25 protein-coding genes, 2 rRNA genes, 1 pseudogene and 1 riboswitch are annotated in these 23,979 nt (G+C 40.2%); of the genes and pseudogenes, 19 read left to right on the forward strand and 9 right to left on the reverse strand.

All coding sequences use genetic code 11. From position 1 onward, the window contains the following. The 7 genes from B9Y89_RS08470 to B9Y89_RS08500 all read left to right on the forward strand — a co-directional run. Positions 1-164: ribosomal RNA gene (locus tag B9Y89_RS08470) — 23S ribosomal RNA — on the forward strand; the annotation flags it as partial. A gap of 171 nt (positions 165-335) precedes the next feature. After that, positions 336-451, forward strand: a 5S ribosomal RNA gene (rrf, locus tag B9Y89_RS08475). A gap of 233 nt (positions 452-684) precedes the next feature. Then, positions 685-1,023 (forward strand): hypothetical protein, encoded by a 339-nt coding sequence (locus tag B9Y89_RS08480; RefSeq protein ID WP_139822772.1) that lies wholly within the window; start codon positions 685-687, stop codon positions 1,021-1,023. Positions 1,024-1,141: 118 nt separating this feature from the next. After that, a complete protein-coding gene (locus B9Y89_RS08485) occupies positions 1,142-1,669 on the forward strand; it encodes a tubby C-terminal domain-like protein (RefSeq protein WP_085522814.1) in 528 nt (175 codons plus the stop codon). Between the two features lie 24 nt (positions 1,670-1,693). Continuing rightward, the gene (locus tag B9Y89_RS08490; RefSeq protein WP_085522815.1) at positions 1,694-2,422 is read left to right on the forward strand and encodes a tubby C-terminal domain-like protein; all 729 of its coding nucleotides are present in this window, start codon (positions 1,694-1,696) and stop codon (positions 2,420-2,422) included. A 585-nt stretch (positions 2,423-3,007) separates the two neighbouring features. Beyond that, the gene (locus tag B9Y89_RS08495; RefSeq protein ID WP_085522816.1) at positions 3,008-3,517 is read left to right on the forward strand and encodes a nucleoside deaminase; all 510 of its coding nucleotides are present in this window, start codon (positions 3,008-3,010) and stop codon (positions 3,515-3,517) included. A gap of 197 nt (positions 3,518-3,714) precedes the next feature. Then, positions 3,715-4,008: a DNA-binding protein gene (locus B9Y89_RS08500; RefSeq protein WP_085522817.1), complete on the forward strand. Its 294-nt coding sequence runs from the start codon at positions 3,715-3,717 to the stop codon at positions 4,006-4,008. 359 nt (positions 4,009-4,367) lie between these two features. Here B9Y89_RS08500 and B9Y89_RS08505 read toward each other — a convergent pair whose 3' ends face one another. Then, positions 4,368-5,225 (reverse strand): LysR family transcriptional regulator, encoded by an 858-nt coding sequence (locus B9Y89_RS08505; protein ID WP_085522818.1) that lies wholly within the window; start codon positions 5,223-5,225, stop codon positions 4,368-4,370. Positions 5,226-5,373: 148 nt separating this feature from the next. Between B9Y89_RS08505 and B9Y89_RS08510 the strand changes: the two are divergent. Continuing rightward, positions 5,374-6,443: pseudogene (locus B9Y89_RS08510) on the forward strand (NAD(P)H-dependent flavin oxidoreductase). Between the two features lie 190 nt (positions 6,444-6,633). Here the strand turns inward: B9Y89_RS08510 and B9Y89_RS08515 are convergent. Then, positions 6,634-7,476 carry an aldo/keto reductase gene (locus B9Y89_RS08515; RefSeq protein ID WP_085522819.1) on the reverse strand — a complete coding sequence of 281 codons (843 nt, stop codon included), beginning with the start codon at positions 7,474-7,476 and terminating at the stop codon, positions 6,634-6,636. 178 nt (positions 7,477-7,654) lie between these two features. Between B9Y89_RS08515 and B9Y89_RS08520 the strand changes: the two genes are divergently transcribed. Both B9Y89_RS08520 and B9Y89_RS08525 read left to right on the forward strand, forming a co-directional pair. Further along, the gene (locus B9Y89_RS08520; RefSeq protein WP_254901221.1) at positions 7,655-8,119 is read left to right on the forward strand and encodes a helix-hairpin-helix domain-containing protein; all 465 of its coding nucleotides are present in this window, start codon (positions 7,655-7,657) and stop codon (positions 8,117-8,119) included. A gap of 228 nt (positions 8,120-8,347) precedes the next feature. Continuing rightward, on the forward strand, positions 8,348-8,908 hold the full coding sequence (locus B9Y89_RS08525; RefSeq protein ID WP_085522820.1) for a sugar O-acetyltransferase: 561 nt from the start codon (positions 8,348-8,350) through the stop codon (positions 8,906-8,908). 157 nt (positions 8,909-9,065) lie between these two features. Here B9Y89_RS08525 and B9Y89_RS08530 read toward each other — a convergent pair whose 3' ends face one another. Further along, positions 9,066-9,956 carry a fructose bisphosphate aldolase gene (locus B9Y89_RS08530; protein ID WP_085522821.1) on the reverse strand — a complete coding sequence of 297 codons (891 nt, stop codon included), beginning with the start codon at positions 9,954-9,956 and terminating at the stop codon, positions 9,066-9,068. Between the two features lie 335 nt (positions 9,957-10,291). On the opposite strand from B9Y89_RS08530, the gene B9Y89_RS18790 reads away from it, so the two are divergent. Further along, positions 10,292-10,627, forward strand: coding sequence for a hypothetical protein (locus B9Y89_RS18790; RefSeq protein WP_139822773.1), 336 nt, complete (start codon positions 10,292-10,294; stop codon positions 10,625-10,627). Positions 10,628-11,026: 399 nt separating this feature from the next. Here the strand turns inward: B9Y89_RS18790 and B9Y89_RS08540 are convergent, their stop codons facing one another. Beyond that, on the reverse strand, positions 11,027-11,719 hold the full coding sequence (locus B9Y89_RS08540) for an LrgB family protein (protein ID WP_085522823.1): 693 nt from the start codon (positions 11,717-11,719) through the stop codon (positions 11,027-11,029). Further along, positions 11,689-12,093, reverse strand: coding sequence for a CidA/LrgA family protein (locus B9Y89_RS08545; RefSeq protein WP_085522824.1), 405 nt, complete (start codon positions 12,091-12,093; stop codon positions 11,689-11,691). The genes B9Y89_RS08540 and B9Y89_RS08545 overlap by 31 nt, the downstream gene beginning before the upstream one ends. A 399-nt stretch (positions 12,094-12,492) precedes the next feature. After that, positions 12,493-12,599: riboswitch (SAM riboswitch) on the forward strand. Between the two features lie 102 nt (positions 12,600-12,701). Here B9Y89_RS08545 and B9Y89_RS08550 point away from each other — a divergent pair. The 7 genes from B9Y89_RS08550 (at position 12,702) to B9Y89_RS08580 (ending at position 21,168) form a co-directional block, all read left to right on the forward strand. Then, entirely contained in the window at positions 12,702-14,534 is a 1,833-nt protein-coding gene (locus B9Y89_RS08550) for an assimilatory sulfite reductase (NADPH) flavoprotein subunit (protein ID WP_085522825.1), read from the forward strand. A 39-nt stretch (positions 14,535-14,573) separates the two neighbouring features. Further along, positions 14,574-16,316: an assimilatory sulfite reductase (NADPH) hemoprotein subunit gene (gene cysI, locus B9Y89_RS08555; RefSeq protein WP_085522826.1), complete on the forward strand. Its 1,743-nt coding sequence runs from the start codon at positions 14,574-14,576 to the stop codon at positions 16,314-16,316. Positions 16,317-16,412: 96 nt separating this feature from the next. Next, entirely contained in the window at positions 16,413-17,147 is a 735-nt protein-coding gene (locus B9Y89_RS08560; RefSeq protein WP_085522827.1) for a phosphoadenylyl-sulfate reductase, read from the forward strand. A gap of 26 nt (positions 17,148-17,173) precedes the next feature. Further along, the gene (gene cobA, locus B9Y89_RS08565; RefSeq protein WP_085522828.1) at positions 17,174-17,941 is read left to right on the forward strand and encodes a uroporphyrinogen-III C-methyltransferase; all 768 of its coding nucleotides are present in this window, start codon (positions 17,174-17,176) and stop codon (positions 17,939-17,941) included. A 270-nt stretch (positions 17,942-18,211) separates the two neighbouring features. Further along, positions 18,212-18,859, forward strand: coding sequence for a DsbA family oxidoreductase (locus B9Y89_RS08570; protein WP_085522829.1), 648 nt, complete (start codon positions 18,212-18,214; stop codon positions 18,857-18,859). A gap of 74 nt (positions 18,860-18,933) precedes the next feature. Next, complete coding sequence (locus B9Y89_RS08575; RefSeq protein WP_254901292.1) at positions 18,934-19,458, forward strand: DsbA family oxidoreductase; 525 nt, start codon at positions 18,934-18,936, stop codon at positions 19,456-19,458. Positions 19,459-19,881: 423 nt separating this feature from the next. Further along, the gene (locus tag B9Y89_RS08580) at positions 19,882-21,168 is read left to right on the forward strand and encodes an MDR family MFS transporter (RefSeq protein WP_085522831.1); all 1,287 of its coding nucleotides are present in this window, start codon (positions 19,882-19,884) and stop codon (positions 21,166-21,168) included. Between the two features lie 71 nt (positions 21,169-21,239). On the opposite strand, the gene B9Y89_RS08585 is transcribed toward B9Y89_RS08580, so the two are convergent. The 4 genes from B9Y89_RS08585 to B9Y89_RS08600 form a co-directional block, all read right to left on the reverse strand. Further along, positions 21,240-21,743, reverse strand: a complete 504-nt coding sequence (locus B9Y89_RS08585) for a CBO0543 family protein (RefSeq protein WP_085522832.1) — start codon at positions 21,741-21,743, stop codon at positions 21,240-21,242. 90 nt (positions 21,744-21,833) lie between these two features. Then, positions 21,834-22,472, reverse strand: coding sequence for a GDSL-type esterase/lipase family protein (locus B9Y89_RS08590; RefSeq protein WP_176222161.1), 639 nt, complete (start codon positions 22,470-22,472; stop codon positions 21,834-21,836). Positions 22,473-22,546: 74 nt separating this feature from the next. Beyond that, a complete protein-coding gene (locus tag B9Y89_RS08595) occupies positions 22,547-23,008 on the reverse strand; it encodes a hypothetical protein (protein WP_139822774.1) in 462 nt (153 codons plus the stop codon). Positions 23,009-23,108: 100 nt separating this feature from the next. Continuing rightward, positions 23,109-23,351: a zinc ribbon domain-containing protein gene (locus B9Y89_RS08600; protein WP_085522835.1), complete on the reverse strand. Its 243-nt coding sequence runs from the start codon at positions 23,349-23,351 to the stop codon at positions 23,109-23,111. A 210-nt stretch (positions 23,352-23,561) separates the two neighbouring features. On the opposite strand from B9Y89_RS08600, the gene B9Y89_RS08605 reads away from it, so the two are divergent. After that, positions 23,562-23,915: a DUF488 domain-containing protein gene (locus B9Y89_RS08605; RefSeq protein ID WP_085522836.1), complete on the forward strand. Its 354-nt coding sequence runs from the start codon at positions 23,562-23,564 to the stop codon at positions 23,913-23,915. Positions 23,916-23,979 lie beyond the last annotated feature (64 nt).

The raw sequence follows: 23,979 nt of genomic DNA on the forward strand, positions 1-23,979 counted from the left end.
GATAAGTGCTGAAAGCATCTAAGCATGAAGCCCCCCTCAAGATGAGATTTCCCATGGCGTTAGGCCAGTAAGACCCCTTAGAGATGATGAGGTTGATAGGTCCGGTGTGGACGCGTGGTGACACGTGAAGCTGACGGATACTAATCGGTCGAGGGCTTATCCTAAAAGAGATGCGGTTTCTACTTTCGTTTCTAGTTCTGAAGGCGCAAGCTTTGACAGCTAAATAGTAATGGTCGATTGTTAGTCATATTTACAATGTGACATTATAGCAAGGAAATGAGATGTTCGAACGTTTTATGATAGCGTCGAACTGACCGACATTCTATCGACCTAAGTCTGGTGGTGATGGCGAAGAGGTCACACCCGTTCCCATCCCGAACACGGTCGTTAAGCTCTTCAGCGCCGATGGTAATTGGGGCTTTGCCCCTGTGAGAGTAGGACGCCGCCAGGCAAAATAAAGTTAAGGGGTTGTTCCATTTTGGGACAACCCCTTTTTTATATGATCGATGATCATCGACTTTTGTTACTTAGCTCTGAGAAAGCCGCCTTTTTCTCCCCTTTTTGCTCCTTATTTTTACTGAACTGTTCCCTAACTCAAATTTAATGGTTCTTATCTCTGCTTTTTAATTCCTTTATTTAAAGTTTTTTATTCCTTATATCTCTAATATTCTATTGATTGGACTGATGGCCGGTTGGTTGTGCGGACTATGGTGGTTTTATGAGATAAATGTTCCATATTCTGCGGATCTTGAAGGCTGGACGGCGCTATGTACAGTCGTTTTCTTCTATGCTTTCAGTGTCCTTGCTGTTCAATTAGGGCTGTTCTTTCGGTGGGGAAGCTGTCATTTAGCCTTTGTGTTTCTCATTTTATTGATTGCTGTAAACCAACTTGAGGTCGTTAACCAACTGGCCCAGCAATCAACGACAATGATGAATCAGTATCCTGTGATAATGTGGGGAGTTGCCATGCTCGTCACGGGTTGCATTTGGTTGGTTTGCTGGGGGTGGTCAGTGAAAAATTAATGTGAGCAGTAAAAATGACTATCAAATTAGTAAAATACCTGAAACTTCCAAAGTGTTACGGTCGTAAATGCTATATATTGACGTTTTGACCTGAGGCTCAAGGAGGGTGTAATGGCCAATGAATCTATATGACTATAGGTTTCATAATACTTATTCCACAAAACCAGCACATATTTATGATGAAAACAGGAACATTATTGGAACTCTTACAAGAGTGTATAGCAACCCTGTTCAGAGATTATTAGATTTTTATCCTTTTAAAGGTAAACTTTTCGTGAAATATATCATAACTAACGGAGAAGATGAATTAGTTTTTATATCCAAAAAAGATCTTCACATTTTCAAGAAAAGACAATATCACATTTCCTACTACAAGGATGATGATGAGTACTATGTGCATCTGGTTGATAAAAAATCCTTTGATATGGGGGAAAAAACAAGTTTCGATTTTAATGGGGAAACTTATGAATTCGAAGATACATTGTTTGATTGGGCTAGAATTCAAAAGGATGATGTGGTGATTGCTGAATGGAAATCTTCCCTCAGACCGCCATTTAAGGCCTATTTCAAACTAGTGGATGAGGCTTATGAAAATGAGATATTATTTCTAATGGGCATTTTCCATACATATCTTCATGCTGTATAACTTGAAGGGAGAAAAGTTGGAACCATGGGGCGAATGTTACTCTTCCTTTTTGTTGGAGCTATAGGTCTAACATTACGTTTTATCATTTTAGATAAATTTGAATGGCAACAGCTTTTTCTTGTGTTGCTATTTTTAGTGACAGCAATTGCATTTTGGTTTATTCACAGATGGATGCTAAAAAAGGATGTCAATTATGAACCAACCGAATCGGATCATCGTTGGAATACATATATGCGTGAGAGATTTTCAACGGGGAAGAAATACCTCTACCAAGGTAGTGAGAAAAAAGGGGAATACCAGCGGTTTTATGATCACTGGTGGCAGCATATGATCAATGAAATTATAGCCGAAAAAGGAATTTGGTATTTAAACCTTTCGTTACAAATGATTGATGGGGATTTTATTTACTTTATCCAGCAAAAAAAGAAGAAAAAATTCAGGGTTAGCGAAACGTGGCATATTTTAAAAGATGATCAGTTGATTGGGAAAATAACAACCGATTTTTCAATGAAAAACGCAGCCAAATCAAATGAGGGTTTATTTCTCCAATTGCATGATCAAGCGTACTACTTCAAGTCTTTGGGTGTGGGTTCAAAAACGGAAATTATACTAGGTGATCATGTGATTGGAGAGGGGAAACGTTCCGATGTTGGACGCTACCAGTACAATTTCGAAGTGACGGAAGGCTATGAAGACATCGAATCGTTTCTTATGATGACGTTCATTGTATTTAATTATGTTCATAAACAGTAATAAGGAGTTAAAAAAGAGTTACAATGTGAAGGCTATATACATTGCAAACTTTGATGTTACAATGTTGCGAAAAATAACATTAAAACGGGATGAAATATGGTATAATTGAACAAGCAATAGATCGGCTCTCGGCTTCTCAAGGGCGGCTGATGGCTTACCCCCCTACGTCAAAACGGAGGGAGGTGATGCCGAATGACTTTATACCAATGGTTAACAGTGGGAATTTCATTTTGTTCCCTTGTTGTTGGAGTATTGTCGCTGGGCTTCTTTTTGACAAAAAAGAAGTGACCTCCCTTGAGACTGTGACAGGTCAGGTGGAGATCACTTACGCTTCATAAGCCGTCGCCCCTCTTGACGGGGTTCGGTCTATTGCCAACCGTCGATATTCTAGTATCGGCGGTCTTTCTTATTATATGTCTTAATGTTTTCTCTATGCATATTATACCACGAAAACATAATTTGTACACCTTGATTGGGTTTTCATGATGGTTTATTCCAGAATCAGAGTGCCTATCCAATGTAGGGAAAGCCCTCTGCTATACAGCAAAAACAATTATATTAATCACTGTCGGAGAGGATGAAATTATGAACATTGATAAAGATAGATATTTTTTGGAATTGGCGTTAGAAGAAGCCGAACGAGCCTTAAAGGAAAATACATATCCAATAGGAGCAGTAATTGTTGATGAAAATTGTAATCTAATTGCTAAAGGGCGAAATGAAGTACACCCACAACAGGATGCAACGGCACATGCGGAAATCGATGCCATACGAAATGCTGGTCAAGCTATTTTAAATGCAAAGATTAGTCGTGATAAATTCACCATTTACACCTCCTTAGAACCTTGCCCAATGTGTACAGGTGGCATTCTATTCGCAAATATAAAAAGAGTAGTTTGGTTACTTAATGATGATTTAGGGTTTGGTGGATATAGAAAAATTAAAGGTACAAATGTATTTGATGAGAGGTTTAATGAAGTCGAACTAATTGAGGAGCCATTTGATGACTTGAAAATAAGACAAAAAGAACTTATGAGTGAGTGGGCAATTAATCCAAATAACATTGTTAATTTAAGAAATGCTTTTAAGATGTAATTTCTTATTCAGTTATAGGATGCTTTTCTGCAGCAATAAATTTGCCCATTTGCATGTCCAGGCTTTTTAATCCTAAAAAGAACTACTTCAGATGCTATATCGGTCTGGTTAATTATTAGAATAGTATCTTTAAATTGAAAAGTAGAATCATAGAACATCATTATGTTGTTCTATGAAGTTCATCTATAGGGGGGTTGATGTTGGGTCTTATATGGATCGCCATTGGTATTGCGGTAGCAGGATATTTTATTGGAGATGGATTAAAGAATTTTAAAAACCCAAATTCGAAAAACTTTTTAGATGCCTTAGATGAGGATGATGAGCTTAAATTAATTAAAGAGAGCGATGTTCATCATTTTATAGGTATATCTAAGGAGGATGCAAAAATGTTACTCCAAGAGTATTCCGATATTCCTCATATTAAATTAAACGGACAGGTATACTTTCCGAAAAAACAATTACGTGCATGGTTGCTGAAATTAGGGGATTAACCAACTTGACTATAATGACAGGAGCAACAATCAACGTCATAATAATATTTTTGAAATAAAGGTGTTTATTGGAAATGGCTGAAATTTGCTTAAACTGGCTAATCAGTTAGACATCAAAGTTGAACAATCAGCGAAACAAAAGATGGAGATTAACAAAGATCGGGTTTGGGATTTAAAGGAGATAATTTAATTTTTTTAGAGGGTGGGCGAATGATTAATCAACAAGATTTTAAAAATTGTGATTGGATCTAGGGAGTACAATAACAATCCTTGATGATGGCTTCAAACCCAAGAATCAGGACTCAATTTGTTAAAACGGGATGATTGGAAAGAAAAGTTTTTCCATAACACATTAATCCTCAATCCATCACAGATACAAACGCATGAAAGGCGGATGTTTTTACGATATCTTTATGATTAATAAAATTTGTTGAAATGAATCTGTACTTTTCTGGCAGCGCAAATTGTTTGATATTCTCATTTTGAGGAAGTTGGTCGGCTACCGTCTTTGTTAACAGTGACATACCCAAGCCGGCTTTGACACAACCCATCACACCGTCTAAAGTATTCAGTTCCATGATGTTTGTTGGTCTGATGCCTTCGGATTTCAGCCACTTTTCAAATATATCTCTATAAAAGCATCCGGACTGGAACACAATGATGGTTTGATTGTCTAATTGATTGAAGTCTAAGGATGAGATATTACTTTCTTTTGCAACTAAAATCAACTCCTCCTCAAAAACTTTGATCTCTTCTAAATCTGGATGATTGATTTGACCGGCGATAAAAGCACCTTCAATGTCACGATTTAAAGTTGCTTTTATAAGGTCTTCAGTAGTACCCGTTTGTAATGATAATGCTACCTGTGGATATAGATCATGATAGGTGGATAATATTGCTGGTAAGCGAGTCGCTGCCGTTGTCTCCATTGAACCAATGGTTAATGTTCCATTTGGAACATGAGAGTTTTTTAACGTTTTATCGATTTCATCCATGAGTTGAATGATTTGCCCGGCGTAAGAGAGGAGAACCTCACCTGTAGAGGAAAGCGTTACGCCATGTTTATGTCGATAAAATAGTTGTGTATCATATCTCTGTTCTAACCGTCTTATCTTAGCAGTTACATTGGACTGAACAAAATTTAAATGATTAGCAGCTTTTGTGATATTTCCCTCTTCTGCAACCTCTTTAAAAACACGAAGATCTTCTAGATTCATTTTGATCCTTCTTCCATCGTCTGAGATATCACTATTTTTAATGATAACTAACAGAAAACATCATTTTACTTGTTATTTTATCACGGTCATAATAAAGGTAAAGACTTCCTGGCATTTCATGATGACCAATAAAGTAAGGAGTGGTGGTATGTGGTATGACAATAGGGTCACAGAAGTCCTAAACATCAATTATCCGATTGTGCAAGCGGGTATGGCTGGCGGCGTCACGACACCTGAATTGGTTGCTGCTGTTTCTAACACGGGCGCGCTTGGGACATTGGGTGCTGGTTATATGAGTCCGGGTCAAATGAAGGAGACTATCCAAAAGATCAAGCGGTTAACGGATCGGCCCTTCGGTGTTAACATTTTTATTCCTGAAATCCCGGATGTGTCCGGAGCAGCTATTGAAAAAGCGAATGAATGGCTGCAGCCTTTTCGTGAGGCATTAAATTTAGCAGAGGAACCTGAGATCGGAAAACCATCAACGTCAATTTTTGAACAGCAAATGGAAGTGGTTTTAGAAGAACGGGTTCCTGTTTGTAGTTTTACTTTCGGTGTCCCTGCAAAAGAAACCGTTCGACAGTTAAAAAAGGAAAATATCGTTGTGGTTGGAACGGCCACTACCGTAAAAGAAGCCGTGATCAATGAGCAAAATGGTATGGATATGGTGGTGATGCAAGGAGTGAAGCCGGGGGTCATCGGGGAACTTTTTCGGGATCCTTTGAAGAGAGTATGATCGGAACGATGGCGCTTGTTCCACAAGCCGTTGATCAGATCAGTATTCCGGTTATTGCTGCAGGGGGTATTATGGACGGGAGAGGTGTCTTAGCAGCTTTGGCATTAGGTGCCCAAGCTGTGCAAATGGGGACCGCGTTTGTAACCAGCCTTGAAAGCGGAGCGAAGGAACAACACAAAGATGCGATTTTGAACAGCACCGAAGACCAATCGGTTGTGACCTCAGCTTTCAGTGGCAAGCCAGCGAGAGGTATAAGGAATGCGTTCATAACGACAATGGCTGGACATGTAAAGGATTTACCGGATTACCCTATTCAAAACACATTAACAAAAATGATTCGAAGTGAAGCGGCCAAACAAAACCGACCGGAATGGATGTCGCTTTGGTCTGGACAAACGCCGCGATTAAGCCAAAAATGCTCTGCTGGCAAAATCGTCTTAGACATTATTTCGCAAGTCGATGATACTGTTAAAAATATTTAAAGGGATTGTTTTGTGGGGTTGATCTTATGGAACAGGAAAGGCAAGTAAATCTGTGACATTGTTCAAACGTGACCCTTCTTTAGAATGAGGAAGGGTCCTTTGGTGTGTAATCAAAAAAGAGCCTATATAATAAAGGAAGCGCATCACCTATTCATATAAGTGACGCGCCGATACGTTATACCTGTTGATGCTAGAATTCCTCATAAGTGGCAGGATCTTGATCGTTTATTCTTCCATCTGGGCGTGTTAATTCAGCAATCGTGCTCATTTCTGTCTCATTTAAGGTAAAATCAAAAATAGATAGGTTTTCATATTGCCGTTCAGGTGATGAAGATTTAGGAATGGAGATTACCCCTAATTGATAATGCCAACGTAAAATAATTTGTGAAATCGTCTTATTATGATCATCGGCTATCTTTCCAATGGTTTCACTTTGTAAAACAGCATTAGCGCGAGCTAATGGACTCCAAGATTCTGTTTTTATGTTATGTTCTTCATGCCATATTCTTTGTTGCTCTTGGTTGAAAAAAGGGTGACATTCAATTTGGTTGATGCTCGGTTTGATGCCCGTTTCCTTTTCTAAGCGTTCGATGTGTTCAGGTAAGAAATTACAAACACCAATAGAGCGAATCAGCCCCCATTTTTTAGCATCAATTAATGCTTGCCAAGCTTCAACAAAGTGATTTTGTTTAGGATTAGGCCAATGAATAAGATATAAATCATAATAATCCAAGTTTGCACGATATAAGGACTCTTGAATGGCTGTCACAGCTTTATCGTAGGTTTGATAACGACCTGGTAATTTGGATGTAATGCTTAAAGCTTTTCTCGGAACCGAACTGCGCCGAATGGCTTCACCAACTGTTCCTTCATTTTCATAATTATACGCCGTATCAATGAGTCGATAACCTGCATTAATGGCGCTATGGATGGCATTAACGCCTTTGTGACCATTAAGTTTATATGTACCAAAGCCTATAACTGGCAATGTCACGCCATCATTCAGTGTCACCTCTGGAATTGATAGACTCATAAATCAACACTCCTTTCAGTCTTATTTAAAGATTATCATCTATATAAATAGAAATCCAAATATTTGAGCGACTGTTGCATGATCAGTTAATGATTAACATGAAAGAAAAAGGAATATACTTAAGTGAGTCGAATATTGTGGATAGGATTTTTTAGCAGAGTTGATAGGGGGTGGGTCTGTGAGTGGAAATACAAACGTCAAGTTACCCTTAACAAAAGAAGAGAAAATGCGTCTGAGGAAAGCAAAAGTGAAATTGGGTCAAGTTCACAATCAGGAATTAGATGACTTAGCTCTCATATTAGATGAGTCAATGGATCGTGCAAAAGTTATTAAGGGGGTGGCAACGTTTCAGCAAGTCCCATCTATTGGTCACAAATTAGCTGAAAAAATCGTTTACAACCTCGGCATTAGTACCTTAGAAGAAATAAAAGATGAAAGTGGCGCTCAATTATTAGATAAACTGGAGCAAAATCTTGGTGTCTGGACTGACCCTTGTGTGGAAGACCAAATTCGATGTGTTATAAATTATGCCAATAATCCCAAAAGTCCTAGGCAATGGTTTGATTTCACTGAGGAAAGAAATTTATATCGGCAGAGAAACGGATATCCCCATTCAAGGCCAAATAAAGCTTGGTATGAGTAAATGGGTTGTATCAACGAGACATTTCATTGAAATAGGAATTATCAAAATTAATCACGAATGACTTCAGGGAATATTTTGAGACAAGGGATATTTATTTATATTATTCAAAGTGGCTTTCAGATCCATTGGTTCTCAAATTTTATGGGGGGGGGTTTCCTTAAGATATTATCGGAATATATAGTACTGGGTAAAAAAATGAGCATTCATTGTTGTAAAGGAGAAACAAAATTGCCAACAGAAAAAAATAAGATGTTGCATGGTCAGCTATATCAACCTACTGATGCCACCTTAGTTAAAGAACAAAAAAAAGCTAAACGATTAACCCGATTATATAATCAAACATTAGAGACTGAAGACAGCAAACGTACTGAGATTTTAAAAGACCTCTTTGGATCTACTGGCGAAAATATTTTTATTGAACCCCATTTTCGATGTGACTATGGCTACAATATCCATGTTGGTGAGAACTTTTATATGAATTTTGACTGTGTATTCTTAGATGTAAGTGACATTCGCATTGGGGATCACTGTTTTATTGCTCCCGGTGTACATATCTATACTGCGGCGCATCCGTTAAATCCGTATGAAAGGAGTTCAGGGCTTGAATATGGCATCCCAGTTACGATTGGTCATAATGTATGGATTGGCGGAAGGGCTGTTCTCAATCCTGGTGTTCAAATCGGTGATAACGTCGTAGTGGCTTCCGGTTCAGTCGTGACAAAAAATGTTCCGGATAATGTTGTTGTAGGCGGTAACCCTGCAAAAATCATCAAATCAATCGAAGTATGAATGTCATATTTTAGTGTTCTTAGCCTAATGTGGGGACCTATAATTTGGTTTTTTATGGTTCCATACATATGTATGAAAAGGGTGCGTTTATGATGTATAAACGCACCCTTTTCCATGTTTGTCTATAGAGACATTCTACCCATTAAATCTTTTAACACTAATTTTTATTAACAGAAGCATCGTAAATCGTATCTATAGCACTCTTCAATGCCTCATTAAACTCTTCGTCAGACTGATTGGCATTTAAGTCAGCAGCCAACGCCCGAGAGAAGCTGGCAATCAGACCCTCATTTTCTTTTAACTTCTCATTCGCTTCATCACGGGTATAGCCGCCTGAAAGAGCGACAACACGTACAACGCGCGGATGTTCAGCCAGTTCTTTATAAGTATTGGCCTTCGTTGGAATTGAGAGCTTAAGCATAACGTTCTCATCTTCTGATAAGTTATTCAGGTTTTTGATGAGTTCATCTCGTAAAATCTCTTCGGATTTTTCCTTATTGGAACTGTGAATATCTACTTCCGGTTCAATAATTGGAACCAGGTTGGAATTGATGATTTGTTTTCCAATTTCGAATTGCTGCTCAACTACATCTTTGATGCCGCTGGTATTCGGCTCATGGATGACAGAACGCATTTTAGTACCAAAAATATTCCGTTCGTTAGCACGGCGTAGCGTATCTTCCAAGTCATGGATTGGTTTCATGAGCTGGACGCCATTTTCTTGCTCTGCTAGTCCTTTATCTACCTTCAGAAAAGGAACAATCCCTTCATCGGCAAGATAATCCGCTGTATATTTACCTTCTATTTTGCGATCCATCGTCTGCTCGAATAGGATTACGCCAAGGATATGGTCGGCACTAAAGGCAGGGGATGTAATAATTCTAGTCCGCATTTGGTGTACCCGATCAAACATTTCTTCCTCAGTAGAATAAGAATCTTCAGGCACACCGTAATCTGCTAATGCTTTTGGCGTGCTGCCGCCGCTTTGGTCAAGTGCAGCGATAAAGCCTTTTCCGTTCTTGATTTTGTCGAATTGACTGTTGTTCATGTTAGCCACTCCTTTTTGTTTCTAGTCTTTAAAAAAACATTCCTTTATACTCTTTCCCCTATTCCATCTTACTTAACATAACTGTTTTTTTACAGGAAGAATGGTAATGAGTATATGAAATTAACTATGATGATTCAAAAATGAGATCAATATAACGAATAAATTTATTGGGGAATAAAAAAGAATTATACCAAAGAATTCGAAACTGGACAAGTGTGTACTGAATAAGAGTGGTTTCAAATTCAGGTGTGAAAGGAAAAAATATCAACGCTCATGGCAACTATTCATGCCAAACAAAACCGGGTCATTCGTATATCTGCTGTTAAGTAAGCTAGATGAAGCAAAATTCAAAAGTGAATAAAAGGCTCTCAGCCAGTGGTTATAGTTTTCAACTTGGGTGTAGTAGTCATCCCTATTTTTCTTCTCTAAATTTAGGTATGATAAGGTATATACCTTATCATAAAATCCAGTATTTGGTGATGCTCAATAGCATTATAATTAATGATTTATCTTTAGGGCGTTATGAATATGAATTAAAAGAAGGAACTAACTTTTATTTAAATAATGAGACAAAGAAAGACATTGATTTAGCGGCGCATATGACCATCACTTATCATCGGGGCATTTGTTTGGTTGGAAGCCCCATTAAGGACGTATTCCCTTACTTATGACACTGATGAATTATTGCTAATCAGAGATTTTTTTAAAGGTGACGTCGACTTTCTTTTAAATGATTGATCAAACAATATTTTTCTATCAGTCAATATCGATGTTAAAATAAGGTATGATCTTACTTCTTACATGGAATAATCGCTATCGTAGAAAACTTCTGGGTCGACAGCCATCAGTAGCCATTCAGTAAGTCAACGACTCGAGCAAAATATCCAAAAGCAGCGGCGTAAAAGTAAATTCATACTTTTACGCCGCTTTTTCATCTTTGATTATCTCAAGTTTGTTCCATATTTTTAAGTTATGAGTCCTATACACTCACTTGGTTCCCAATTTTTGATGAAATATTCTCTAACTCAAAATAAATGTTACCTTATGACAAGTATTTTTCCTTAAAGGAATTAAGCATATAAAAGCAAAACGACAAGAGGACCTAAGATAGCAGCTGAAACCGCACTTAACGTCATGGCAACGGAACTCATTGAGGCCGTATCTTCACCATATTCGAAGGCTTTTGAAGTGCCGATTGCATGGGAGGCACTGCCGAAAGCAATCCCTTGGCCTAGAAATGTAGAGATTCGGAACCAATTCAGAATATAAGGTCCAAGAGTCACGCCTGTAAAACCTGCTATCATTACAAAAACGGCTGTCAGCGAAGGGGCTCCGCCTATCCCAGATGCAATCTGCATGGCTACGGGTGTCGTGACTGATTTAGGTAATAAGGAAAGGATTAACTTATGGGCAATACCAAGTGACTTTGCAAATAACAACCCACTCATAATCCCTACAATGGATCCAACCAAAACACCGCCTAATATGGGTAGAAAATGCTGGACTAGAGCCTTTCTCTGCTTATATAAAGGATAAGCGAGCGCAACCACAGCCGGCCCAAGTAACAGGTTAATCCAATGTCCCCCAATCATATAAGTTTGATAAGGGACTTGAAAACAAACAAGAATAACAATAATGGCTAAAGTGGTTGTTAAGGCGGGAATCAAAAAAGGTAAATGAAAACGCTGGTAAATCCGATTCATGCATAAATAGATTGTAATCGTCAGAAGAATTATGATGACCGCCATGAGCGTTTTTGCCATGTTCTTTTCTCCTTTCTCTTTGCCACTTTTTTAGCTAATATCTGGCTTGTATGGCCAGCTACGATCATCACAATGATCGTGCTGATCACCACAATCAAAAGAAGGACAATCCCTTTGCCTGCGAAAAGACCAAAATAATTCATGACACCCACAGTAGCCGGAACAAATAATAAAGGTAAATAGGATAGCAAAAAGTCTGCTCCTGATTCAATCCATCTTACCGGACAAAGCTTAAATATTAAAGCAGTTAATAACAAAAACAAGCCAATAATACTACCGGGTATTGGTAAATGGAGAAGGTGCTGCAGCCCTTCACCAATAAAATAAAACATATATAATACCGCTATCTGAGCAACGATTTTGAGGATTTTCATTATATAGTGTGATCCTTGAAAAGGTCACAATCCCTCCCTTTTTGTCATGTTCGTCTTAAATTATGAGTGAATTATTGGGAAGTTATTAAAAAAAACTTATCTTGGTCCAATCACTTTTAAGCACACAAAAACGTCATTGGCATGACGCAAGCTGAAAATTAAATACCTAATTTATTTTACTCTTACAATGGTTTGGGTTCAATTCCTGTGTTTTATATAGCTGATGACGGAGCATCTTTTCCAAGGTATTTTAAAGGATTTAAATTCCTAGTTGACATATAGGAATAATTATAGTTAAATGAAAATAACATAATAATAATTCTGAAATGACTGATTGAAGCAAACCAAATGTCTTTAACGCAGATGGTTAGGGACATTTTTTAAAAAAGAATATGATGATCCTTATTAAGAGTTGGGTGAGGAATCTGGTCCTTTGAACCCACAGCAACCTTTTATGAAAGTAAAAAGGTGCTAAGTCCAGCAGGTGACGTCCTGAAAAATAAGGAAGGGTGCTTCACTCCTCTTCCTTATTGAAGAGGAGTTTTTGACTACATAGAGTGGGCTGTCATATAAATTGAAAAATGTATTCCTTTGTGAGGTGAATATCTTTGCAGTTACAGGTAACGAATAGTCCTTTTAACCAAGAGCAAACCGAGCTTCTTAATCGTCTGCTTCCCACACTAACGGAAGCACAAAAACATTGGCTGAGTGGGTATTTGGCCGCTTCCCAGACATCAACCAATACGGTTGTGCAGAATGTCCCAGACGCTGAAGCGTCAACGCAAAGCGTTGGTCAGGTCGCTTCGCGGGAAGTGACGATTCTTTTTGGTTCAGAGACGGGCAATGGGCAAGCACTTGCTGAGGAGATGTCCCAGAAGTTAGAAGAACAACAATTGAAGGTGACGGTCTCGGCAATGGATGATTTCAAGCCCAAGGCTTTAAAAAAAGTCGAGGATTTGCTCATTATAACCGCGACCCATGGGGAGGGAGATCCGCCAGACAATGCGATTTCTTTCTATGAATTTATTAATAGCAGGAAAGCTCCGAAGTTGGAAGGACAACGATTTTCGGTACTTTCCCTTGGAGACCAATCATATGAGTTTTTCTGTCAGACCGGCAAGGATCTCGATAAGCGACTTGAGGAATTAGGCGGAGAACGGCTTTATCCACGAGTGGATTGCGATGTCGATTTTGACGAACCTGCGGCGGAATGGGTTGAAGGTATCTTAAATACATTGCGGGAAACACAAGAGGATCATCCTGCAGGTAATCAAATGTTACCGATAGATGGAGAACCAACTGAGCAGCCCGCATATTCTCGGACGAATCCTTTCAAAGCTGAGATCTTAGAAAATCTAACACTCAGCGGCCGGGGTTCAAATAAAGAAACGCGGCATCTTGAGCTATCTCTTGAAGGGTCGAATCTTGAATTTGAACCCGGTGATAGCTTGGGAATTTTCCCTGAAAATGATCCAAGCTTAGTGGATCAACTCATCAATGAAATGAACTGGAATCCTGAAGAGACTGTTCCAGTCAATAAAAAGGGAGATGTGAACTCACTTCGTGAGGCTCTGCTCCATAATTTCGAGATCACTAGACTGACAAAACCATTGCTGGAGCAATCAGCACAACTTTTTGACAATGACAAGTTAAGTGAGCTTATGAAGCCAGAACGTGAGGATGAACGAAAGGATTATCTCGATGGGCGCGATTTGCTTGACTTGATACAGGATTTCCCGCCTCATCGGGAGTTACCGGCCAGCGAGTTTGTACAGATTCTCCGTAAAATACCAGCTCGACTTTACTCGATTGCGAACAGTTATAAAGCGAATCCAGATGAAGCGCATCTGACGATTGGAACGGTGAGATATGAAGCTCATGGACGCGACAGAGCGGGTGTCTGCTCTGTACAATGTGCTGAGCGAACAGAACCGGGTGATTTGTTACCTGTGTATATCCACCGCAATCCGAATTTTAAATTTCCTACTGATCCTCATTCACCGGTGATCATGATTGGGCCTGGAACAGGTGTTGCCCCGTTCAGATCTTATCTAGAGGATTTAGAGGAAGAAGGAACGGAAAGAAAAACGTGGCTATTCTTCGGGGAGCAACATTTCTCCACAGATTTTCTTTATCAAGTTGAATGGCAAAAGTGGCTTAAGGAAGGGGTCCTAACGAAGATGGATGTCGCCTTTTCCCGCGACACGGATGAAAAAGTGTATGTCCAACACCGCATGCTTGAGCAGAGCCGGGATCTCTATCAATGGCTAGAGGAAGGTGCCAGTGTTTACGTTTGTGGTGACGAGAAAAACATGGCTAATGACGTTCATCATACCTTGTTAACAATCCTCGAAGAAGAAGGCGCAATGACTCAGGAGCAAGCTGAAAACTATTTAACTGACATGAGAAAGCAGAAACGGTATCAACGTGACGTTTATTAAAGGTTGTTTGCTAGAAAGCTAGTTGAAAGGAGCTTAAAAATGGGCAAAGATAGCATTAAACAACAAGAGGGTCCTCCAAGTGATAATGAGCGGATTAAGAAAGAAAGTGATTACCTGCGCGGCTCGATTGCAGAGGAACTCAAAGATCGGATTACGGGTGGAATGTCCGAAGATAGTACGCAGTTGTTAAAGTTCCATGGAAGCTACCAGCAGGATGACCGGGATTTACGGAATGAACGCAGGCGCCAGAAGTTGGAAGCCGCTTACCAATTTATGGTGCGCGTCCGTGTTCCCGGAGGTGTGGCGACACCAGAACAATGGTTAACCATGGATAAAGTCGCGCAAAAATATGGAAATGGCACACTTAAATTAACGACCCGGCAAGCCTTTCAAATGCATGGGATTCTGAAGTGGAATCTAAAGGAAAATCTCAAGGCAATTAACGACGCAATGATGGATACGATAGCTGCATGTGGGGATGTCAACCGAAATGTTATGTGTAATCCGAATCCTTACCAATCTGAGGTGCATTCTGAAGTGCATGAATGGGCCCAAAAACTCAGTGAACACCTTTTGCCGCGGAGTAGTGCCTATCATGAGATTTGGCTTGATGAAGAAAAAGTCGTGGACAGTCGCGAGACGGATACGGATGAAGATGTTGAACCGATATATGGCCCTTACTATTTGCCACGTAAGTTTAAAATTGGCATAGCAGTCCCGCCATCGAATGACATAGATGTCTTTTCTCAAGATTTAGGACTAATCGCAGTAATAGAAGATGGGCAGCTGCAAGGATTTAATGTCGCTGTTGGTGGCGGTATGGGGATGACTCATGGAGATACGAATACTTACCCACAAGTCGCCCGGGTTATCGGCTTTTGCCCTAAAGATAAGATTATTGAGCTAGCAGAACAGGTGGTCATGATTCAGCGGGATTACGGCAACCGGTCCAATAGAAAGAACGCCCGCTTTAAGTATACAATTGATGCTAGAGGCGTCGAATGGATTAAAAATGAACTTGGTGAAAGACTGGGATGGCATCTTGACGAAACGCGTTCCTATCACTTTGATCATAATGGTGATCGCTATGGCTGGGTGAAGGGGAACGGCAAATGGCATTTGACCCTATTCATCCAAAATGGTCGCGTTAAGGATTTTGAAGATTATCCGCTGATGACGGGTTTGCGGGAAATCGCTAAGGTTCATACAGGAGATTTTCGGCTCTCCCCAAACCAGAACCTGATTATTGCCAATGTCACGAGTGAAAAGAAAGATCAGATTGATGAATTAATTAAGAAATACGGGCTCACTGAAGGCCGACACTATTCTGCACTACGGAGAAATTCCATGTCCTGTGTTGCCTTCCCAACTTGCGGATTGGCTATGGCTGAGGCTGAACGCTATCTTCCATCTTTACTTGATAAAATTGAGGTCATCCTGGATGAAGCTGGACTACACGAAGAGGAGATCGTCATTCGTATGTCGGGGTGTCCTAATGGATGTTCACGTCCGGGCTTAGCTGAACTCGCTTTTATTGGTAAAGCTCCCGGAAAATATAATATGTATCTCGGTGGGGGATTCACTGGAGATCGTTTAAACAAACTTTATCGTGAGAATATAGGCGAAGAAGAGATTTTAGAGAACCTTCGTCCCATCCTCTTTCAGTATGCAAAAGAACGGCAGGACGGTGAACACTTCGGTGATTACGTGATTCGCGCCGGCTATGTCAACGAGGTTCGTACAGGACTTGACTTTCATACAACTAATATGGTGGAAAGCTAAACAACGGGACTCCTAGAAGATAGGTTAGAATATTCAGTCCTGATTAAGTCGAGTGAGTTTTTATTAACACAGTTTTTAAGTAAGGGGAGATACGGTATGGATGCAAGTGCAGTAACCTATGAAAATTTCTCCGGCGATCCGTTTTCTAATCTTTCGACTGAAGATGAAACTAAGGGTGCTATAAAAGTTTTGGATTGGGCATATAACGCATACGGTGATGATATTGTCTATGCTTGTAGTTTTGGGGCAGAGGGTATTGTGCTCATCGATCTCATTTCTAAAGTGAAGCCAGATGCAGAGCTTGTGTTTCTCGATACGGGTGTTCATTTTGATGAAACTTACGAACTCATTGATCGGATTCAAGCAAGGTTTCCAGAGCTTCAAATCACTATGCAGAAGCCTGATTTGACTTTGGATCAACAGGCTGATCGCTATGGCCCGGAACTATGGAATCATAATCCCGACCAATGCTGCTTTATTAGGAAAATCAAACCGCTTGAAAAAGCTCTAAGTGGTGCGCCCGCTTGGATTTCCGGTTTGCGTCGGGAGCAATCCGCTTCCCGCAAAAACACGGATTTTGTCAATAAAGATAACCGGTTTCGTTCTGTAAAGGTGTGCCCAATTATACATTGGTCTTGGGATGATGTATGGGATTATATCGAAGCCAATGACCTTCCGTACAATGAATTGCATGACCAAGGCTATCCGAGTATAGGCTGTCAACCGTGTACGTTTCAAGCTAATGATGCTAATGATTCACGCTCGGGACGGTGGCGTGGATTCGGTAAAACAGAATGCGGACTTCATACAGTTTCAAATGAAAATGCTTAAGTCGTATAGGTGGAGAAGGTGAAACTATGGGTAAAGTTTACTTGGTCGGTGCAGGTCCCGGTGATCCCGACTTAATTACCGTTAAAGGATTAAAGGTGATACAAAAGGCCGATGTTATTTTGTATGATCGCTTGATTAATGAGGAGCTCCTTTCTTTTGCACCGGAAGAGGTAGAACAGATTTACTGCGGTAAACTACCAGAATATCATACATTGAAACAAGAAAGTATCAATCGTTTTCTGTGTAAATTTGCAAGTCAGGGAAAAACGGTTGTGCGATTAAAAGGAGGGGACCCTTTTATATTTGGCAGGGGTGGTGAAGAAGCCGAAGCCCTAGTCAAAAAGGGAATTCCATTTGAAATTGTCCCAGGTATTTCAGCTGGGGCTGCAGCACCGGCTTATGCTGGGATTCCCCTTACTCATCGAGATTTTAGTTCATCGGTGGCCTTTGTCTCAGGAGTGAGTCACAAAGATGATACAGAAGCAGATTGGCAGCGCTGGGCTCGCAGCGTGGACACTTTGTGTATTTATATGGGTGTTAAGCAACTGCCGTACGTATGCGAACAACTGATCAAGCATGGACGGGGACGTCAAACTCCTGTAGCGATCGTTCATTGGGGGACGACGGAACAGCAGCAAACTGTCACAGGCACATTAGCCGATATCGTTGAGGTGTCAGAAGGCATCAAGAATCCATCCATGATTATTATTGGTGATGTCGTTAAGCTTAGAGAGCGCCTGCAGTGGTTTGAAGACTTGTATTTAACTGAATCATCAACTTCGTCAGTGATTTAACTTATAGGAAGAGCGTCATAGGGGCTGTTTCGAAAGTTTGAGGCCCCCTGTTCTTATCCTTGAGGCCTTAATGCTTTAATTTGTTACTTAGTTCTAGTATATCTACTTCATTCTTCAATTTTGCTTCTCATTTTTAATGAAACGTTCTTATATCAAAAGACCGGTGATGCTCACACATTGCCGGTCTTTCTTATTCGCCAGAACAACAAGCAAACTTTTTGTCGAATAAAGCCGCCATGTGTTCTAATAAAAAGGCAGGAGGTGAGCTAAATGACGGTTACAATCAAAGTGTACTCCGATTATGTCTGTCCTTTTTGTTTTATTGCTGAAAAGCCTTTAGAAAAGGCTATTCAAGGGAAGGATGTAGACATTGAGTGGATGCCTTATGAGCTCCGCCCATACCCGGAGGAAACATTAAAACCTGAAGGCGACTATCTTCAAAAAACATGGCAGTCTGCTGTGTATCCATTGGCGGAAAGGTATGGCGTTAAGATCAAGCTACCAAATGTATCACCTCAGCCTTATACGCATTTGGCGTTTGAAGGCTTCCAATTTGCTAAAGAGCATGGAAAAGCCACACAATATAATCATCGGATATTCCAAGCGTTCTTCCAGGAAGAACGAGATATTGGTGATATCGATGTTTTAACAAAGCTAGCTGAGGACGTTGGGTTAAACGATGAGGCCTATCGAAAAGCCCTCGTCCATCGAACATATAAAGAAACGCATCAAAAGGCATTAGATTTTGCGAGAAATGAAGCCAATATCACGGCGGTGCCCACTTTCGTCATTGGAGATACGGTATTATCCGGTGTCTCGGATCAACAAACGATTGAAGAGGCGATTGATGTAGAATTGAACAAGCCTTTAATCTCATTTGGACAAGGCATGGCGTGTGGGCCAGACGGCTGTTTTTAGAAATAATAATGGAGGATGATATCATGGCGAAAAAAATCACGGTTTATTCCGATTTTCTATGACCATTCTGCTTTATCGGGAAAACCCCGCTTGACCAGGTGGCCAAGGATTATAATGTAGACGTCGAATGGAAAGCATTTGAGCTCAAGCCTGAGGGTGTTGAGACACCACCTAAATCACCTGAATACATGGAACAGGCAAAGGCGAATGTCGAGAGAATGTCGCAGCAATACGGGATTGAAATGAAATGGAATGATAAGAGTGAGCATTCTAGACATGCATTAGAAGGTGCAAAGTTTGCCGAGGAGCATGGTCTTGGTAATGAGTATAACGACGCTGTTTTCAAAGCCCATTTCCAACAGGACAGAACTATTAATGATATCGATACGCTGGTCGATATTGCCGGGGGCTTAGGTCTTGATTCCAAGGCGTTTCGTGAAGCCCTAGAATCACGTCGCTATGAACAAAATGTTCTTGACGATGTGGAAGAGGCCCATCGGCTTGGCATCACAGGCATACCATGCTTCGTTTCGGGAAGTCAAGGTGTCATGGGTGCGCAAACCTATGAAACACTACTAAAGCTCGTCAATGAAGAATAAATCATAGGGGTTGTCTCACATGAGGACAATCCCTTTTTTAATGGTTGGTTAACGTTGATTTATGTTTCTTAGCTTTAATGTACCTGCCTTAACTTATCATTTTGGCCTCCCTATCTTTGCTAGAATATTACCTCATTCAAAATCTATTGTCCCTAATTTCTGTTATTGTTTCTTAACTTGAAATTGTGGGCCTTAAAAAGTCATTGTTTTTCAACATAAGCTATGGTAAATTAATTGCACCAATATGTGTCTTGTAAATGAATGACCCATGATGGAATTCAGACGTGGAGACATTCGGGCACGCATGGGTGTCATATCCCTGAACATCATGGAATGAGTTGATTTTTCCAAAAAGGTTCTAGTCATGCCGGAATGAGGTATGAGGATGCAGGACGCCCTTTTGTCCTAAGGGAGAAGAAGCATATGAAGTTGAAGGATTGGGATTTTAATTTAAAAGTACGGCTTGCCGGTGAAGGTTTACACAGTATTTTGTTTTGGATGTTTTTCCCTTTCATGGCCATCTATTTTTCAAATGTCTTTGGAAAAGAGTTGGCGGGACTTTTGCTAATCTTTGCTGAATTGATTGGCGTTGTTGTAGGGTTATTTGGTGGTTATTGGGCCGACTATTTCGGACGGAAACGAATGATGGTCTATGCCACTGCGGGTGAAGCTTTCTCGTTTGTCTTGTTTGCGATCGCCAATTCACCTTGGATCGAGTTACCGGTACTGTCGTTTGTTAGTTTCGCATTTATGGGGTTATCGGGTGCTATTTACACACCTGCCAGTCATGCGATGGTTGCCGATGTCGTTCCAGAAAAAGACCGCAGTGCTGTTTTTGCTGTTTTCTATACCATGATTAATATTTCGGTTGTGATTGGTCCAGTGCTCGGCGGCATTTTCTTTTTTAGTTACCGGTTCGAATTTTTGGTCTTTTGTTTCTTGATCACATCTATACTTATGATTGTTTTGCAAAAGTTGATTCGAGAGACAGCACCCCCTAAGAAAAAGAGGGCAGGTGGACAGGACATTCATTGGACAAAGTCATTAATGAGTCAATTGTCGGATTACAAAGTGATTAGTACGGATAAGACATTTTTGCTGTTTATCGTCGCAGGGATTTTAGTGGCACAAACATTTATGCAATTGGATCTGGTGATGGCAGTATACACGACAGAATTTATTCATGAACAAACCTTGTTTAGTCTGGGCAATTGGTCACTGACGGTTGATGGCAGGCAAACATTTAGCTGGATATTAGCGGAAAATGGCTTTCTCGTAGCGTTATTTACGTTAGCTATGACGAAGTGGATGACAAAATATAAGGAACGCAATGTCTTTGTTATTTCTGCAGTATTATACGGCGTTGCGATTATTTTATTCGGTCATACAGTATCGATTGGGTTCTTACTCATCGCCACAGCTCTATTTACAGCTGCGGAATTGATGGTTGTTGGTTTGCAGGAAAGCTTTGTATCCAGGCTTGCTCCGGAACATATGCGTGGTCAATACTTTGCCGCATCGAGTCTACGATTTACCATAGGACGGACGATCGCGCCGATCTCTATTCCGATGACTGTTTGGTTTGGCTTTTCGTGGACGTTTATCATCCTAGGAATTTTGGCGTTCTTGAGTGCTGGCTTGTATTATATATTGTTCAATCAATATGATGCCCGTCAGAGAGGTAAAGAGGCCAACACGGTCATTTCCTGACAGACAATACTATAAAGATATGTCATGCTACAATAAAGTCCGCCGATCCATTGGATGGCGGGCTTCTTCATTTAAAAGAGCACTTCATGATATTTCACACTTACAAAGATAATCACAATGCCGGCGCATGTCCAGGCCCAAAGCGGTCTTTTGTAGTGTAAATATAATACCGGAAACATAAAACTGTTAAATAATAGAGACTTTACCAACGACCAATGATTATAATAGTGGATATTCCCTGTCTTTTGTGCTGCCCATTCAATGAATGAAAAGCAACCGATCCATATCATCATATAGGAGATCTTTTTGGAATGGCTACTTTTATCTACCTGATAGAGATAAACCAACATATAACAAGGGTATTGAATAAGGGTTATAAGTAAGATCATCGATATATGGTTTGGGAAAATATGGCTGTGGTATAACCAAAAAGGATGCGTTGGAGCCTTCATGCCATAGATTAAATTGCCAACAATCATAAAAAGGATGGTTGGATAGTATTTCCCCCAATGGCGCCAGTCACCATATTTCCAAGCAATCATTAAGGCAAAGAGAGTTATGATAATGTATAACATGAAGAACCCCTTTATATATCTCTTCCCCCATAGGTCTATTTTTCCATTTTTAAGGATTTTGATACATATTTTGTATTTTTTGTTTGCTTATCAATTATTGATGAGTGGAAAGCCGGTATAAACTAATGCGTCCGTGATTACAGCGTAGCCCTTTGCATTAGGGTGGATATGATCAAATGAAAGCAATTGTTGCTGATGTCCAGCGAATAGTGGATAAACGTCAGCGATTTTGATGCCGGTTGATGAGGCTAAAGAAGCCATATCACCATTAAAATGGCGGATCCACATGTCGACGTGTTTTATTGATGGAAATGGATTATATAAGTTGATAAGTTTGATGCTAACGTATTTATGGGGATTTTGTAGCCATCTGATTTTGTCTATGATCATTTGTAACTGATAGATAGCTGTATGCAGAGCTGTAAAAAGTTGTTGGGTGTCAGACGTCCGCAAATATATTTGTGCTGCATCAATCAGATCATTTCCGCCTGCTGTGATTGTGATTAAATCGGCATCATAGATGGATTGTTGAACCATTGGCGCATCAAGCATGCATAAGATTTCGCCTGTCGTCAATCCTTTCTTAGCATGAACATGAGTTGCCACTGGTCTTTGCCAATGATGCTCAATGGCCTTTTTATACCGTCCGACAAACCCTGGGGATATGAATGAACCAATGCCGACGGTTAAAGAATCGCCAATGGCAGTATACTGAATAGTTGATTTCAAATGTCTCACCCCACTGTACTCGTTGTTACACTGTATTCATAGGAGAAGACATGCGTGTTAGACGAGAACAATGGTTATTTAAAACTCCATATGATCTTCCATTCACCTTCTTTATCTTGACTGACAAAATAGTCCTGTCGTATGGTCATTTCTCCAAATGTACTGCTAACCATTTGTTTAACTGTGATTTTATAGACATCAGAAAGAAAATTAGATTGTTCAGTCATGCGCCATTGGTCAAGATGATCAACGTCAATAATATTATAATCGAAACTATCCACTTCCAGGGTCTCTTTGTAAAAGGCTGACCGTTGTTTGATATAATCTGCCTGTGAGAAGCGATCATGTATGAGGGAATGTAGGGATTTCCACGAGTCACTGAAATCACCTTCTTGTTCATTTTGGAGGAATTCATTCACTGTTTCTTTCGCCTGGTCTTCAGGAGAATCATGGAGGACGTTGAAGATGACATAGGATCCAATAATAATTATCAGGATAATCGCAATAGGTTTGAAGTTAAGACGTTTTCGTTTCACCATGGGCCCCCCTTTGTACATGGTATGACCCAAGGGAGATTGATATTAAAAAAAAGTACAGAATGCCCCCGTCTTTAAGGTAACGGAGGCGGTAGAGGTTTTAACCAAAAATGACGTCTAAAATTGATCCCATTTTGCCTTGTTTGCCTTCCAAGATACTAGGATTGTAAACTTCAGTATAGCCGCATTGTTCACAAGAGACGAATAAAAAGTGATTATGTTGCACATCAAACATCTTACTTAATCCGGTTCCTGACATGGCAACTTCTTTGGTTTGGCAGGAATCGTGTTCGCATTTCGCACATTTGAATTTCTCCTGGATGGAAGCTTCTACTTGACTCATATATTTTCACTCTCCTAATTTGTAATTATATCCCTAATACCATCATAAGCGATTATCGTGTTCGGAACAAACGTGGAATGATTCCGAGCAAGACTTTGTTAAAATGGAAGAGAGGCACGGGCTGTATTGATGTACATCGGCTAAAACTGCAACGTCCTGTTGCAACGCCGATGCTAGCACGTCCTGTGCGTTTGGAAGGATCTGTTGTTCATGAAGATTAGAAAAAAGCGCGTTTATGAATATTCGGAGGCTAGCGATGGATGTCGGATTCTTGTTGATCGGATTTGGCCTCGGGGTGTTAAAAAAGCTGATGCTGACCTTAATTTGTGGTTAAAGGTGGTTGCCCCAAGCTCCGAATTAAGAAAATGGTTTGGCCATGATCCTGCTAAATTCCCTTTGTTCAGGCAAAAGTATTGGGAAGAACTTGAAACTGATTCCGAAAAACAAGAAGGGCTCCGAACTATTCAGTCGAAAGCTCAAGAAGGCCCCGTGACATTGGTCTATGCAGCTAAGGATGAGGTTTATAATCATGTTGTGGTTTTGGAGGCGTTTTTAAAAACTTAATAAGTGCACCGAATGTAGGGGAGATGGTGTTAGCTATTTTAAAGGACTCTAGTGAGGATTTCCG

It is taken from the genome of Tuberibacillus sp. Marseille-P3662 (assembly GCF_900178005.1).
Classification (GTDB): Bacteria; Bacillota; Bacilli; order Bacillales; family Sporolactobacillaceae; genus Marseille-P3662.